The 13,956-nt window shown below is 69.9% G+C and carries 11 protein-coding genes; 8 read left to right on the top strand and 3 right to left on the bottom strand.

The annotated features are described in order from the left end of the window. Window positions 1–53: 53 nt before the first annotated feature. Window positions 54–2,747: a pyruvate dehydrogenase (acetyl-transferring), homodimeric type gene (gene aceE, locus FHW12_RS18895; RefSeq protein WP_182532620.1), complete on the bottom strand. Its 2,694-nt coding sequence runs from the start codon at window positions 2,745–2,747 to the stop codon at window positions 54–56. Window positions 2,748–2,959: 212 nt separating this feature from the next. Here aceE and FHW12_RS18890 point away from each other — a divergent pair, with 212 nt between their 5' ends. The 8 genes from FHW12_RS18890 to FHW12_RS18855 all read left to right on the top strand — a co-directional run bounded on the left by FHW12_RS18890 (window position 2,960) and on the right by FHW12_RS18855 (window position 10,364). Next, window positions 2,960–4,132 carry a glycoside hydrolase family 18 protein gene (locus tag FHW12_RS18890; RefSeq protein ID WP_182532619.1) on the top strand — a complete coding sequence of 391 codons (1,173 nt, stop codon included), beginning with the start codon at window positions 2,960–2,962 and terminating at the stop codon, window positions 4,130–4,132. A 70-nt stretch (window positions 4,133–4,202) separates the two neighbouring features. Then, complete coding sequence (locus tag FHW12_RS18885; RefSeq protein ID WP_182532618.1) at window positions 4,203–5,141, top strand: glutaminase; 939 nt, start codon at window positions 4,203–4,205, stop codon at window positions 5,139–5,141. Window positions 5,142–5,592: 451 nt separating this feature from the next. Then, a complete protein-coding gene (locus FHW12_RS18880) occupies window positions 5,593–5,898 on the top strand; it encodes a hypothetical protein (RefSeq protein ID WP_182532617.1) in 306 nt (101 codons plus the stop codon). A gap of 102 nt (window positions 5,899–6,000) precedes the next feature. Next, complete coding sequence (locus FHW12_RS18875; protein ID WP_182532616.1) at window positions 6,001–6,300, top strand: hypothetical protein; 300 nt, start codon at window positions 6,001–6,003, stop codon at window positions 6,298–6,300. A gap of 95 nt (window positions 6,301–6,395) precedes the next feature. Then, window positions 6,396–6,746 (top strand): hypothetical protein, encoded by a 351-nt coding sequence (locus FHW12_RS18870; protein WP_182532615.1) that lies wholly within the window; start codon window positions 6,396–6,398, stop codon window positions 6,744–6,746. A 79-nt stretch (window positions 6,747–6,825) separates the two neighbouring features. Beyond that, the gene (locus tag FHW12_RS18865; RefSeq protein WP_182532614.1) at window positions 6,826–8,433 is read left to right on the top strand and encodes a DUF4384 domain-containing protein; all 1,608 of its coding nucleotides are present in this window, start codon (window positions 6,826–6,828) and stop codon (window positions 8,431–8,433) included. A 49-nt stretch (window positions 8,434–8,482) separates the two neighbouring features. Continuing rightward, window positions 8,483–9,667: a tetratricopeptide repeat protein gene (locus FHW12_RS18860; protein WP_182532613.1), complete on the top strand. Its 1,185-nt coding sequence runs from the start codon at window positions 8,483–8,485 to the stop codon at window positions 9,665–9,667. Between the two features lie 31 nt (window positions 9,668–9,698). Beyond that, the gene (locus FHW12_RS18855; protein ID WP_182532612.1) at window positions 9,699–10,364 is read left to right on the top strand and encodes a pentapeptide repeat-containing protein; all 666 of its coding nucleotides are present in this window, start codon (window positions 9,699–9,701) and stop codon (window positions 10,362–10,364) included. 44 nt (window positions 10,365–10,408) lie between these two features. Here FHW12_RS18855 and FHW12_RS18850 read toward each other — a convergent pair whose 3' ends face one another. Then, window positions 10,409–11,497 carry a choice-of-anchor Q domain-containing protein gene (locus tag FHW12_RS18850; RefSeq protein ID WP_182532611.1) on the bottom strand — a complete coding sequence of 363 codons (1,089 nt, stop codon included), beginning with the start codon at window positions 11,495–11,497 and terminating at the stop codon, window positions 10,409–10,411. 65 nt (window positions 11,498–11,562) lie between these two features. Further along, window positions 11,563–13,857, bottom strand: a complete 2,295-nt coding sequence (locus FHW12_RS18845; RefSeq protein ID WP_182532610.1) for an NADP-dependent malic enzyme — start codon at window positions 13,855–13,857, stop codon at window positions 11,563–11,565. Window positions 13,858–13,956 lie beyond the last annotated feature (99 nt).

The following is a 13,956-nucleotide window of genomic DNA, read 5'->3' as shown; positions in this document are numbered from 1 at the left end:
GCATCGCGGCTTCCGCCGCTGCGCCCGGACCGCGTCGGCGGCCCCGGCGCGTGCTAGACCGTCAGCGGGTTGGGCTTGTCCGGATCGAGCTTGTACTGCTTGATCGCACGCGCGACATCCTCGGGGTTCATCTGGCCGTCCGCGGCGAGTGCGGCGATCGCCGCGTGCGCGATCCACCAGCGGTCGACCTCGAAGAACGCGCGCAGGTTCGCGCGCGTGTCGCTGCGGCCGAAGCCGTCGGTGCCGAGCACGACGTAGCGCTTGCCTTGCGGCATGAACGCGCGGACCTGGTCGGCGTACTCGCGCACGTAATCGGTCGCGGCAACCGCCGGACCCGCGCGCGACTCGAGGCACGCGGTCACGTGCGCCTTGCGCGGCTTCTTGTCCATCGGGTGCAGGCGGTTCCAGCGCTCGGCGTCGAAGCCGTCCTTGCGCAGCTCGGAGAAGCTCGGGCACGACCAGATGTCGCTGGCGACGCCGAAGTCCTTCTCGAGCAGTTCGGCCGCGGCGATGACCTCGCGCAGGATCGTGCCGGAGCCGAGCAGCTGCACGCGCGGCTCGTTCTTCTTCGGCTTGCCGCCGTCCTTGAACAGGTACATGCCCTTGACGATGTCGGCCTCGACGCCGGCCGGCATGTCCGGATGCACGTAGTTCTCGTTCATCACGGTGACGTAGTAGTAGACGTCCTCCTGCTCCTGCAGCATGCGGCGCGCACCGTCCTGCAGCACCACCGCGACCTCGTAGGAGAAGGTCGGGTCGTACGCGCGCACGTTCGGGATCGCGCCCGCGAGCAGGTGCGAATGGCCGTCCTCGTGCTGCAGCCCTTCGCCGTTGAGCGTGGTGCGGCCGGCGGTGCCGCCGACGAGGAAGCCGCGCGTGCGCATGTCGCCGGCGGCCCAGGCGAGGTCGCCGATGCGCTGGAAGCCGAACATCGAGTAGTAGATGTAGAACGGCAACATCGGCACGTTGCTGATCGAATAGCTCGTTCCGGCGGCCATCCACGCGCTCATCGCGCCGGGTTCGCTGATGCCTTCCTGCAGCACCTGGCCCTTCTGGTCCTCGCGGTAGTACATGAGCTGGTCGGAATCGACCGGCTTGTACTTCTGGCCGAACGGCGCGTAGATGCCGATCTGGCGGAACATGCCTTCCATGCCGAACGTGCGCGCCTCGTCAGCGACGATCGGAACGACGTGCGGCGCGAGCGCCTTGTCGCGCAGCATGAGGTTCATGCCGCGCACGAACGCCATCGTGGTCGAGATCTCGCGCTCGCCCGTGCCCTTGGTGATCTGCTCGAAAGCGCCGAGTTCCGGCACCGCGATCGACGAACTCTTCGTGCGCCGCTGCGGCAGGAAGCCGCCGAGCGCCTTGCGCCGCTCGAGCATGTACTGCACCTCGGGCGAGTCCTTGCCCGGGTGGTAGTACGGCACGTCCTTGAGCTTGTCGTCGGGGATCGGGATCTGGAAGCGGTCGCGGAAGTGGCGCACCGCGTCGTCGTCGAGCTTCTTCTGCTGGTGAGTCGGGTTCTGCGACTCGCCGGCCGCACCCATGCCGTAACCCTTGACGGTCTTGGCGAGGATCACGCTCGGCATGTCCTTCGTGCCGGTCGCCTCGCTGTACGCCGCGTAGACCTTGTGCGGATCGTGGCCACCGCGGTTGAGGCGCCAGATGTCGTCGTCGGAGAGGTTGGCGACGAGCGCGGCGGTCTCCGGGTACTTGCCGAAGAAGTGCTCGCGCGTGTACTTGCCGCCGAATGCCTTGCAGTTCTGGTATTCGCCGTCGACGGTTTCCATCATGAGCTGGCGCAGCCTGCCCGAGGTGTCGCGCGCGAGCAGCGGGTCCCAGTAGCTGCCCCAGATCGTCTTGATGACGTTCCAGCCGGCGCCACGGAACACGCCTTCGAGTTCCTGGATGATCTTGCCGTTGCCGCGCACCGGGCCGTCGAGGCGCTGCAGGTTGCAGTTGACGACGAAGATGAGGTTGTCGAGGCGCTCGCGCCCGGCGAGCGAGATCGCGCCGAGCGTCTCCGGCTCGTCCGATTCGCCGTCGCCGATGAAGCACCACACCTTGCGGTCGCTCGGCGCGATCAGGCCGCGGTGCTCGAGGTACTTCATGAAGTGCGCCTGGTAGATCGCCTGCAGCGGGCCGAGACCCATCGAGACGGTCGGCACCTGCCAGTACTCGGGCATCAGCCACGGATGCGGATACGAGGACAGGCCGCGGCCACGCCCTTCGACCTCCATGCGGAACAGGTCGAGTTGCTCCTCGCCGATGCGCCCCTCGAGGAACGAGCGCGCGTAGATGCCCGGGCTCGAATGACCCTGGTGGAACACGAGGTCGCCCGGATGCTCCGCGCTCGGCGCGCGCCAGAAGTGGTTGAAGCCGACGTCGTACAGCGTCGCGCTGGAGGCGAAGCTCGCGATGTGGCCGCCGAGTTCGCCCGGCTTGCGGTTCGCGCGCACGACCATCGCCATCGCGTTCCAGCGGATCAGGCAGCGGATGCGCCACTCCATGTTCGGGTCGCCGGACATGTGCGCTTCGCGCTCGGGCGGGATCGTGTTGATGTATTCGGTCGTCGGCGCGAACGGCAGGTGGCCGCCGGCGCGGCGCGTTTCCTCGACCATGCGCTCGAGCAGGTAGTGCGCACGGTCGGTGCCGTCGGCCTTGATCACGCCGTGCAGCGCCTCGGTCCATTCGCGCGTCTCGCGCGGGTCGAGGTCCTGGTCGAGGATGTCGTTGAGCTGGTTCATGCGTACTCTCGATGCAGCGTGCGGGCGCGCTGCGCTGTGACCGCGGGCGGCGCCGGTCGACGCCGCGGGCTGTCCAGTTTAGTCGTCCGGCGCGCCGCTTGCATGCCGCGCCGCCGTGCGGGGCCGCCCGGCGGCGCCGATCGCGCGACCGCTGGCGCGGATCGCGACTCCGTCTCGTACTAGAGTGGGTGATCCGCGAAGGGGGAATCGCCATGCGCCACGCCACCGTGACCGTCGCCGCCCTCGTCGGCCTGCTCGGCGTCCCGCACGCGGCAGGCGCCGCCGACGCGATCTTCGCCGACGGATTCGAACCCGCGCGCTGGGTGCTCGGCTACTACGTCGGCTACGAGCGTGCGCTGCTGGCGCCACAGGACATCCGCTTCGATGCGGTGACGCACCTGATGGTCGGGCGCATGCGACCGCTGCCCGACGGCAACCTCACCTACGATTTCGACATAGACGACGTGCAGGGGCCACAGTGGGCGCAGGCGGCGATCGCCGCAGCGCACGCGGCCGGTCGCAAGGCGATCATCATGATCGGCGGTGCCGGCGAGATCGACGGCTGGCGCGGCGCCGCGGCAACGGCGCAAAGCCGCCACCTGCTTGCGATCAACCTGCAGGAACTGAAGGAATCGTGGAGTGTCGATGGGTTCGACCTCGACTGGGAGCCACTGGAGGACGCCGACAAACCGAGCTTCAAGGCGCTCGCACAGGAAGTCCGGGCCCTGCTGCCTGGCGCGATCCTCACCGTCCCCGTCGGCTGGTTCAACCCGAACTACATGGAGCCGGACCCGTTCTGGGCCGACGTCGCGCCGCTGTTCGATCGCATCGACGTCATGACCTACGACATGGCGGGCGCGGCGTCGCAGGGCTGGGACGGCTGGAAGAGCTGGCACAACTCGGCGCTCTACAACACCGATCCGCCGACGCCGAGCACGCCGTCGGCGGTCGACGTGAGCATCCGCCTCGGCTTCCTGCCGAGCGGCGTGCCGGCGTCGAAGCTCGGCATCGGCCTCGCGTTCTACGGCTATTGCTGGCAGGGCGTGACCGCACCGCACCAGGACGGCGGCAGCATCTCGGCGAGCGACGGCACGATGAGCTACGCGACGATCGCGACCGCGTACCCGGTCGCGACGACGCGTCAGTGGGACGCGACCGCGCGCGTGCCGTACCTGTCCTCGGTCGCGGGAGCCGGCCCGCAAGGCTGCAACTTCCTCAGCTACGACGACGCGCAATCGGCCGCCGAGAAGGGCGCGTACGCGAAGGCGCACGGCATCGGCGGCGTCATCATCTGGACGATCGGCCAGGGACACCTCGCCTCGAGTCCGGCCGGCGAACGCGATCCGCTGCTCGACGCGTTGCGCACCTCGTACCTGACGCCCTGACGCATGCGCGTGCTTCGCGCACGCGCGCCGATCGCGTAGGCTTCGCGGCCGGACCTCCACGCGCCGCGCCATGCACACCGACATCGACGCCCTGCTCCGCGAGATCGCCCGCGACGTGCAGCCGCTGCTCGCCGAAGGACGCGTCGCCGACTATATCCCCGCGCTGTCGCTCGTGCCGCGCGAGCAGTTCGGCATCGCGGTCGCGACCGTCGACGGTCGCCTGTACGGCGCCGGCGACAGCGAGCGCCGCTTCTCCATCCAGAGCCTGTCGAAGATGTACGCGCTCGCACTCGCGCTGCAGCGCGAAGGCGACGCGCTGTGGCAGCGCGTCGGCCGCGAACCGTCGGGCACCCCGTTCAATTCGCTCGTGCAGCTCGAGCGCGAGCGCGGCGTGCCGCGCAACCCGTTCGTCAACGCGGGCGCGCTCGTCGTCGTCGACGTGCTGTGCCGGCGCTACCTGCAGCCGGAACGCGCCGTGCTCGAGCTCGTGCATCGCCTGCTCGGCGAAGCGAGCGTCGCGATCGACGGCGACGTCGCGCGTTCCGAACGCGAGCACAGCGACCGCAACGCGGCGATCGCCCACTTCATGCGCAGCTTCGGCAACCTGCACGGCGACGTCGCCGCGCTGCTCGACGCCTACTGCGCGCAATGCGCGATCGCGATGTCGTGCAGCGAACTCGCGCGTGCGAGCCTGTTCCTCGCCGCGGACGGCGCGCAGCCGCGCGGCGCGCGCGTGGTCGACGCGCTCGCCGCGCGCCGCATCGGCGCACTCATGCTCACCTGCGGCGCGTACGACGCCGCCGGCGACCTCGCCTGCCGCATCGGCCTGCCGATCAAGACCGGCGTCGGCGGCGGCATCGTCGCGATCGTGCCGGGTCGCCTGTGCGTGTGCGCGTGGGCGCCCGGCCTCGACGCGAACGGCAACTCGATCGCGGCGGCCGCGGCGATCGAACGCTTCGCCGCCGCGATCGGCGCGTCGATCTTCGCCGGCGACACGCCGCGCGACTGACGCGACTCCGACCATGGCCCGATCGCCGGCCGACGCGCGCATCGTCCGCGCGCATGAAACTCCAGCCGCTTCCGCTCTGCACACGACGTCGCGTGACATGCGCGCGTGCATCGACGCTGCGTCGCGAAGCGCCACGTCGCGTGCGCGTTCACGCGAGCATCGACGCTACGTCGCGAGTCGCATGTCACATGCGTTTCATGCATGCACGACATATGCACTACGCGCATGACGTTCAGGAAAAATTTTCACGCACGCGCTGATCGCGGCCGAATGCGTGTAGGAAAATTGCTATTTGTGATTTCCTCCACGCTTTCTTAACCACATCGGCGCATTCCATCGGTTAGGGTTCCGCCTTCGTCGCATGAAGCGACGCACGGCCCGCGTGATCGTGACATCACGAGGTCATCGATGCGGCGCAGCCTCGCCGACGTGCAACGGGAGTGGATCGAAGATGAAGTCACGCACCGTCATGATCGCCGCGCTCGCGGCATTGGCGATCAGCTCGTCCGCGTTCGCGGGACAAGGCGCGGGCACCGGCGGCAGCAACGATCAGGTCGTCGTCGTCAAGGGATCGGTGACCAACACCGCCAAGGGTGGCGCGACCGCGAAGGTGAATGTCGGCGCCGTCAACAACGCGCGCGTCGGCGGCAGCAACCGCCAGACCGTCGTCGTCGGCGGCTCGATCGTCAACAGTGCCGCCGGCAACGGCTCGAAGGCCGAAGTCAACATCGGTTCGGTCTCGAACAGCAAGGAGTAACACCGCACGCCCGCAGCGGCATGCGCAACCGGCTGCATGTCCGGCACCCCTGGCCGGCATGCGATCCACGTGGATTTCCACACGACACAGGAGCAATCGGAAATGGTCAAGAAAGCACTCGCCGCGCTCGCCATCGGCGCTTTCCTCGTCAGCGGTTCCGCCTTCGCGGAAGTGAAGATCAAGGGCAAGAACGACCAGAGCACGAAGGTGCAAGGTGCCGTGCTCAACGCTGCGATCGGCCCCGGCGCGCAGGCCAAGCAGAACCTGTCCTCGAACAAGGGCAAGGTCAACATCGGCGGCGACAACAAGCAGTCGACGCAGGTGCAGGGCGCGGTGCTCAACGCCGCGATCGGCCCGGCCGCGAAGGCCGAGCAGAACCTGTCGTCGAACGACGGCAACTGATTTCGCCGGTTCACGCGGCTGCGATCCCCTGCGCATGCCGCGTCACGCGGCGGAGGAGCCCTGAACTCCTCCGCCGCCTTCAAGGAGTCGCCACCATGTCCAGAACGGAACGGATCCTCGCAGCCGTGACGCTCGGGTTGCTCGCATCGTCCGCGCTCGCCGCCGACCTCGCACCGCGGCGCGACATCAGTCCGCTCGACCGCGCCAAGGTGCTCAACGTCGAATCGAAGCGCTGGCTCGGCTACGGCGCGACGGGTCGCACCACCGACACGACGATCCAGCCGTCCGCGGTCGGCACGCGCGTGTGCACGACCAACGTCGGCGTGCCGCCGCAGGCGACGACGCCGGTCGGCCAGTACGGACCGCGACCGAACCAGTACGGCCCGGGCAACAACGGCGACAACATCGTCGTCGTGTCGGGCGACGTCATCAGCGTCTGCAAGTAGCGCGCGGCGCGACCGCCGCCTCCGCCCGGTGTCGGCTCGCTGCCGACCGCCGCTCCGTCCCCGTGTCCCGAGTCCACGCATGATCCGAACGACCCGCGTACGCCTCTGCCTCGCCGCCTCCGCCGTCGCCGTGCTCGCCGGCTGCAGCGGCACCGACCTTCGCCGCGACCGTCCGTACATCGAACGCACGACGATCGAGAGCCGACCGATCGCCGAACCCGTGCGCGCGATCACCGGTTTCAGCGATGGCCTCGCCTGCATGGACTCGATGCTGCGCGCCGAGCGCGTGCCGACCACGCTCATCACGAGCAAGCAGATTCCCGATCCGTCGAGCAAGGCGCCGGTCGCCGCGAAGGACATGATCTTCACCGCGCTGTCGGAGATGTCGCGCACGAGCAATGCGTTCCGCATCGTCGATTTCGAGATCGACCCGCTCAAGCAGGACACCGTGCAGACGCTGACGAGCCTGATGCTGCCGGCCGGGCAGCTCGCGATCCCCAAGCCCGCGGTGTACGTGTCGGGCGCGATCTCCTACGTCGACCAGAACGTGCTGATCCGCAACGGCGGCATCGGCGCGTCGGCGAAGAACTGGGAAATCGGCTATTCCAACGACGTCATCACGACCGCGGTCGGCCTCGAGCTGCACCTCGGCGACTTCACCACGCGCACGCTGTTCCCCGGGCTCGACTCCGCCAACGAGATCGCCGCGGGCAACAAGGGCGAAGGCATCGACCTCGGCGGCCGCATCAAGAACGCAGGCACGCAGCTGACGATCGGCGGCACGATCTCGCAGGGCGTCGGGCCCGCGGTGCGCACGCTGGTCGAGCTCGGCATGATCGAGGTGATCGGCAAGTGGGCGCGCGTGCCGTACTGGGACTGCCTCGCGCTCGACCAGTCGCACCCGGAATTCCAGCGCCAGCTGCGCGAGTGGTACGGCGACATGTCCGACGAGCAGCGCGTGCGCCTGTTCGCGACCGCGCTGCACGCGCTCGGCTACTACGACGGCGGCGGCGACGGCCGCGCCGACTCGGCGCTGCGCGGCGCGCTCGCGCGCTACCAGGCCGACCACCAGGCCACCGTGTCGGGCAACTTCAACTTCGAAAGCTACGAACGTCTCATGACGAACTACGTGGCGACCGACGGCAGCGACCATTTCACGCGCATCGGCTGGGGCGACGGCGCGCGCGCCGGTGCGCCGCGCGGCGGCCAGGTCGCGCTCGACGCCGAAGCGGCGCGACCGATCGCGGTCGACATCACGCTCGATCGCAAGGACCCGCACTTCGCGCTCGGCGAATCGCTGCTGCTCAACGTCAGCGTCGATCGCACCGCGCACCTGTACTGCTTCTACGAGGACGCCAAGGGCACGCTCACGCAGGTGTACCCGAGCACGTTCCAGCCGGCGCCGCTGCTGCAGGCGCGCCGCTCGCTGCTGATTCCCGACATCGCCAACCCGAGGAGCTACACGCTCGAGATGACGCAGCCGGGACACGAGGCGGCGACCTGCCTCGCCACCGCGGACGACCGCTCGAACGAGCTGCAGCGCGCGCTCGGCGCCGCTGCGCTCGAGCCGATCCATGCGGTCCCCGGCACGGCGACGTTGCGGCAGACGCTGCTCGAACTCGCGCGCGGCACGCACGCGGGCATCGGCTCGGCCGAGTGGGACGTCGACGCGCATGCGTCGAGGTGAGCGACGCGGGGCGGCGCGCGTGCGTCGTTCGCCGCCGGAGGGTTCGAACATGCACAGCACGCTCGCGCGATCGACGCTGCTCCTCGCCCTGCTCGCCGGCGCGGGTGGCGTCGGCGCCGAAGTGGTCCTGAAAACACCGCCCGCCGCGCCGCCGCCTGCGGCGGCCGCGCCGGCGGTGGTCCCCGCGAAGGCGGGCAAGCGCGAACTGCGCGAGCGCAATGAACTCGCGCGACGCGCCGACGCCGGCGACGTGCCGTCGATGCTGCGGCTCGGCCTCGTCTACTACGGCGGCGACAAGGGCGGCGCGAGCTACAACGAGGCGTACGCGCGCTTCCACCAGGCCGCCGACGGCGGCGACGTGCGCGCGATGCTCGCCGCGGGCTACCTGCTCGCGAAGGGCTACGGCGTCGCGCGCGATCCGGCGCAGGCGCGCAAGTGGTTCGGCATCGGCGAGCAGGTCGGCTATGCGCGTGCGCTGTACCTGCAGAGCCTGCTCGAGGACGACCTCGGCGGTGCGCGCGGCAAACAGGTCGCGCGCGACCTGCTCGAGCGCGCCGCCGCCGCCGGCGACAGCGCCGCGACGAATGCGCTCGGCGTCTCCTACGAGTCCGCGGGCCAGCGCGCGACTGCGCGCCTGTGGTACCAGCAATCGGCCGCACGCGGTGGCAAGGCCGCCGCGCGCAACCTTGCGCGCATCGACGCGAGCGTGCCCGAGGCGACCGCGGAGCGCTCGATCGAACGGCTGCGTGAAGACTCCGCGAACGGCGACGCCGAGGCGAGCTACGAGCTCGCCGGCCGCCACCACCGCGGCACCGGCGTCGCGGTCGACTACGGCGAAGCCGTGCGCCTGTACCGCCTCGCCGCGCAGCAAGGCAGCCTGCCCGCGCAGAACATGCTGTCGCTGATCCTGTCGCGCTCGACACCGGCCGAGCCCGTGAACTCCGCCTGGATGCTCGAGCTGTCGCACATGAACCTGCCGCAGGGCGCGAGCCTCGTGCCCGGCGCGACCTACGACGATCCACTCGACGGCCTGGTCGAACTCAAACCGCAGTCGCTGCCCCCCTCGCAGGCGGCGCCGGTGATCGGCCAGCGCGCCTACCTCGGTGCGCCGGCGCTGATCGGTGCGAGCGTGACGACACCCGCGCCGGCCGCTTCGGCGCCCCCCGCGAACAACGACGACCCGCTGTCGCACGCGCGCGAGATGCGCGCGCGCAGCTCCGACGGCCATCGCTGATCCGCACCACCCGCACGACCAGGAGGTTTCCATGCGCCGCATCCCGCTCATCCTCGCCCTCGCCCTCGCACTCGCCCCGCCCGCGGTCGCCTCGGCGCAATCGATCGAAGTCGACGGCGACGGCGCGCGCATCGAAGCCGGCGACGCTTCGATCGAGGCCGGGACCGACGGCAGCGCGCGCGTCGAAAGCGGCGCCGCGCCCGAACGCACGACGACGCACACGAGGACAAGCACCCGCACGAGCGGCGACCGTCATTCGTCGACCCGCGTCGAAGGCACCGTGATCAACCAGGCCGAAGGCGCGGGCGCGGTGTCCGAGCAGTCGTTCGGCGACGACACGCAGGTCGCGCACGGCGAAACCGTGGTCACGCGCAACGGCAGCACGACGGCGGGCAGCGCCACGCGCGCCGGCGGCGAGAGCTACGTCAACGCCGATCTCAAGGGCCGCCGCTTCGCCGGCGCGAGCCTCGGCGGCGTCGCCTTCACGAACTCCGACCTCAGCGACGCGGATTTCAGTCGCGCCGACCTCGCCGGCGCCGACTTCGTCAACGCGAGCCTGAACGGCGCGCGCCTCGACGGCGCTAACCTGCGCGGCGCCGCGCTCGACAATGCCGACCTCGAGGGCGCGACGTTCGACGGCGCGACATGGATCGACGGCCACGTCTGCGCGCAGGGATCGCGCGGGCGCTGCCGCTGAGGTCGTGCGTCGCGCGCTCGGGTCTTCGCGCGGCGCGCGGCGGCTCAGGACGCGGGGCCGAACGGCGGATCGAAGCCGTCGTCGAACAGACGGTCGAGTTCGTACGCGCCGATGTCGACGTGCGGTCCGGCCACACGCGGGCCGTCGTCGGCGTCGAACGCGGACAAGCCGTCGATCGGCGTGTCGTAACCGGCGTCGATCAGCGGCGAGGTGCGACGCAGGCGCAGGTTCGTGCTCGACACGAACTGCGGATTCACGAGCACGTCGCCGACGCGCGCCGCCGGCTGCTCGTCGCCGCCGAGGTCGGCGAGGTCGTTGTGGTAGAGCCGCGCGCCTTCGACGAACAGCGCGAGATCGAGCCCGGCGTTGCCCCACAGGATGTTGTCGGCGACCTCGGTGAGGCAGTCGCCACCCACGCGCAGGCCCGACGCGCTCGTCGCGGCGCCGGTCGACGCCTCGTTGCCGGTCACCGTGTTGCCGACGATGCGCGCGAGCAGTCCTTCGCAATGCAGCAGCGCGGCGCCGCCCCAGTTGCGCGCGTGGTTGCCGACGAACACGTTGTTGCGGATCGCGAGCGTGCCGTCGGCGACCGCGCGCAGTCCACCGCCACCGCCGTCGACGTTGTCGACCGCCTCATTGCCGACGAAGCGATTCGCTTCGATCGTGACGTCGAGGTTCGTCGACAGGTACGGATTCGCGGTCAGGCCGCCGGCGTAGGCATCGTTGCTGAGGCCGTCGACGAAATCGAAGTGGCTGATCGACAGGTGGCCGACGGACGTGAAACTGCCGAGGATGACCATGCCCGGCCGCAGCCCCTGCCCGTCGATCGTGCTGCGCGCGCCGCGCACGCGCGCGACGCAACCGGGATACCAGCCGCCGCTGATGTCGAGGTCCCCGGGCGCGTCGAGCTCGGCGAAGAAGCCGTCCGCCGAGGTCGCCGCGTAGACGCCGGCGACCACGTGGATCGCGTCGTCGGCGCTGCTCGCCGCTGCTGCCGTGAGCGCGGACTGCAACTGCGCGGGCGTGTCCACGCAGCGGACGAGCGCGTCGGCCGACGACGATGCGCCCGCGAGCGCCGCGCACGCACCGAGCCGTGCCGCCCATCGGTCGCTGCCGCGTCTTCTGCCCGCCATGATCCGTCGCCCTTTCGCCGCACCCACGCGTATCCACGCGGGAATGCGGCGTGCGGGGCCACGGGTCAGCGGCCGATCGCGACCTGCGCGCGGATCTGCGCCTCGACCACCGCGAGCGCGGTCATGTTGAACACGCGCCGCACCGTCGCCGCGGGCGTCAGCACGTGCACCGGCTTCGACGGCCCCATGAGGATCGGGCCGATCACGACGCCGTCGGTCATCACGCGCGTCATGTTGAACGCGATGTTGGCCGCGTCGAGGTTGGGGCAGACGAACACGTTGGCGCTGCCGGACAGGCGCGACTGCGGGAACAGCCGCTCGCGCACTTCCGCGTTGAGCGCGGTGTCGGCGTGCATCTCGCCCTCGATCTCCACCTTCGGCAGGCGCTCGCGCAGCAGTTCGACCACGCGGCGCATCTTCAGTGCGCTCGCGTCCTCGTGGCTGCCGAAGTTCGAGTGCGACAGGATCGCGACCTTCGGCACGATGCCGAAGTATTTCAGGCGCAGGGTCGCCTGCGCCGCCGCCTCGGCGATGCGCTCCGCGTCGGGGTCGATCGCGACGTGCGTGTCGAGGAAGAAGAACACGCCGCGCTCGTTGAACACCGCGCTCATCGCCGACATCGAGGTGACGCCGGGGTCGAGCGGAATGATGCCGCGCAGGTAACCGAGCTTCTTGTGGAAGCGGCCGACGATGCCGCAGATGAAGCCGTCCGCCTCGTTGCGACGGAGCATGAGGGCGCCGATCACGGTCGCGCGCGAACGCACGATCTGCTTGGCGCTCTCCGGCGTGACGCCGTTGCGCTGCATGATCTCGTGGTAGAGCGTCCAGTAGTCCTTGAAGCGCGGGTCGCTCTCGATGTTGCACAGCTCGAAGTCGACGTCGGGACGAATGCGCAGGCTGAGGCGTTCGATGCGCGACTCGATCACCGACGGACGGCCGATCAGGATCGGCCGCGCGATGCCTTCGTCGACGATCGCCTGCACCGCGCGCAGCACGGTCTCCTCCTCGCCCTCGGCGAACGCGATGCGCTTCGGGTCAGCCTTCGCGCGCGCGAACACCGGCTTCATGAGCAGTGTCGTGCGGAACACGAACTCGTTGAGCTTCTCGGTGTACGCGCGCAGGTCGTTGATTGGCCGCGTCGCCACGCCCGATTCCATCGCCGCGCGCGCGACCGCGGGCGCGAGTTCGACGATCAGGCGCGGATCGAACGGCTGCGGGATGATGTAGTCGGGGCCGAAGCACATCGTGCGGCCGCCGTACGCCCGCGCGGCGACGTCGCTCGCCTCGCGCCGCGCGAGCGCGGCGATCGCGTGCACGCAGGCGATCTTCATCGCCTCGTTGATCGTCGTCGCACCGACGTCGAGCGCACCGCGGAAGATGTACGGGAAGCACAGCGCGTTGTTGACCTGGTTCGGATAGTCCGAGCGTCCGGTCGCGATGATCGCGTCGGCGCGCACCGCACGCGCTTCCTCGGGCAGGATCTCCGGCGTCGGGTTGGCGAGCGCGAGGATGATCGGCCGCTCGGCCATGCGCGCGACCATCGCGGGCTTGAGCACGCCGGGCGCGGACAGGCCGAGGAACACGTCGGCGCCGTCGATGATGTCGTCGAGCGTGCGCGCGTCGGTGTCGCGCGCGTAGCGGCACTTGTTCGGGTCCATCTCCTCCTTGCGGCCCTTCCAGACCACGCCGAGGCGATCGGCGACCCAGACGTTCTCCATCTTCACGCCGAGGCTGACCAGCATGTCGAGGCAGGCGATGCCGGCCGCGCCGGCGCCGGTCGAGACGAGCTTGATCTTGCCGATGTCCTTGTCGGTGACGTGCAGCGCGTTGACGAGGGCGGCGCCGACGATGATCGCGGTGCCGTGCTGGTCGTCGTGGAACACCGGGATCTTCATCCGCTCGCGCAGCTTCTTCTCGACCTCGAAGCACTCGGGCGCCTTGATGTCCTCGAGGTTGATGCCGCCGAAGCTCGGCTCGAGGCTGGCGATGATCTCGACGAGCTTGTCCGGATCGTTCTCGGCGATCTCGAGATCGAACACGTCGACGCCGGCGAACTTCTGGAACAGCACGCCCTTGCCTTCCATCACGGGCTTCGCCGCGAGCGGGCCGATGTTGCCGAGGCCGAGCACCGCGGTGCCGTTGGTGATCACCGCGACGAGGTTGCCGCGCGCGGTCAGGCTCGCGACTTCGGCGGGGTCGCGCACGATCTCCTCGCACGCGGCGGCGACGCCGGGCGAATAGGCAAGCGAGAGTTCGCGCTGGGTGACGACGGGCTTGGTCGGGGTGACCCTGATCTTTCCGGCCGGCGCCTTGCGGTGGTAGTCGAGGGCGGCCTTCTTGAGTTCTTCGATGGTCGACATGGGGTCGGTAGGCACGCGGCACGGCCGCGGCGATGGCTGGATGCGGTCGCCGGACTATAGCATCGCGCACACGCCCGACCGCCGCCGCAGCGGCGCCGA

The organism is Dokdonella fugitiva (assembly GCF_014138265.1).
GTDB classification, from domain to species: Bacteria; Pseudomonadota; Gammaproteobacteria; order Xanthomonadales; family Rhodanobacteraceae; genus Dokdonella_A; species Dokdonella_A fugitiva_A.
This window is presented reverse-complemented; position numbering and strand designations above follow the sequence as displayed.

What these genes read in the sequence shown, in the direction of transcription:
- FHW12_RS18845 (WP_182532610.1), bottom strand. Translation starts at nt 13,857, where the DNA reads ATGTCGACCATCGAAGAACTCAAGAAGGCCGCCCTCGACTACCACCGC.
- FHW12_RS18865 (WP_182532614.1), top strand. Translation starts at nt 6,826, where the DNA reads ATGATCCGAACGACCCGCGTACGCCTCTGCCTCGCCGCCTCCGCCGTC.
- FHW12_RS18850 (WP_182532611.1), bottom strand. Translation starts at nt 11,497, where the DNA reads ATGGCGGGCAGAAGACGCGGCAGCGACCGATGGGCGGCACGGCTCGGT.
- FHW12_RS18885 (WP_182532618.1), top strand. Translation starts at nt 4,203, where the DNA reads ATGCACACCGACATCGACGCCCTGCTCCGCGAGATCGCCCGCGACGTG.
- FHW12_RS18875 (WP_182532616.1), top strand. Translation starts at nt 6,001, where the DNA reads ATGGTCAAGAAAGCACTCGCCGCGCTCGCCATCGGCGCTTTCCTCGTC.
- FHW12_RS18855 (WP_182532612.1), top strand. Translation starts at nt 9,699, where the DNA reads ATGCGCCGCATCCCGCTCATCCTCGCCCTCGCCCTCGCACTCGCCCCG.
- FHW12_RS18870 (WP_182532615.1), top strand. Translation starts at nt 6,396, where the DNA reads ATGTCCAGAACGGAACGGATCCTCGCAGCCGTGACGCTCGGGTTGCTC.
- FHW12_RS18860 (WP_182532613.1), top strand. Translation starts at nt 8,483, where the DNA reads ATGCACAGCACGCTCGCGCGATCGACGCTGCTCCTCGCCCTGCTCGCC.
- FHW12_RS18880 (WP_182532617.1), top strand. Translation starts at nt 5,593, where the DNA reads ATGAAGTCACGCACCGTCATGATCGCCGCGCTCGCGGCATTGGCGATC.
- FHW12_RS18890 (WP_182532619.1), top strand. Translation starts at nt 2,960, where the DNA reads ATGCGCCACGCCACCGTGACCGTCGCCGCCCTCGTCGGCCTGCTCGGC.
- aceE (WP_182532620.1), bottom strand. Translation starts at nt 2,747, where the DNA reads ATGAACCAGCTCAACGACATCCTCGACCAGGACCTCGACCCGCGCGAG.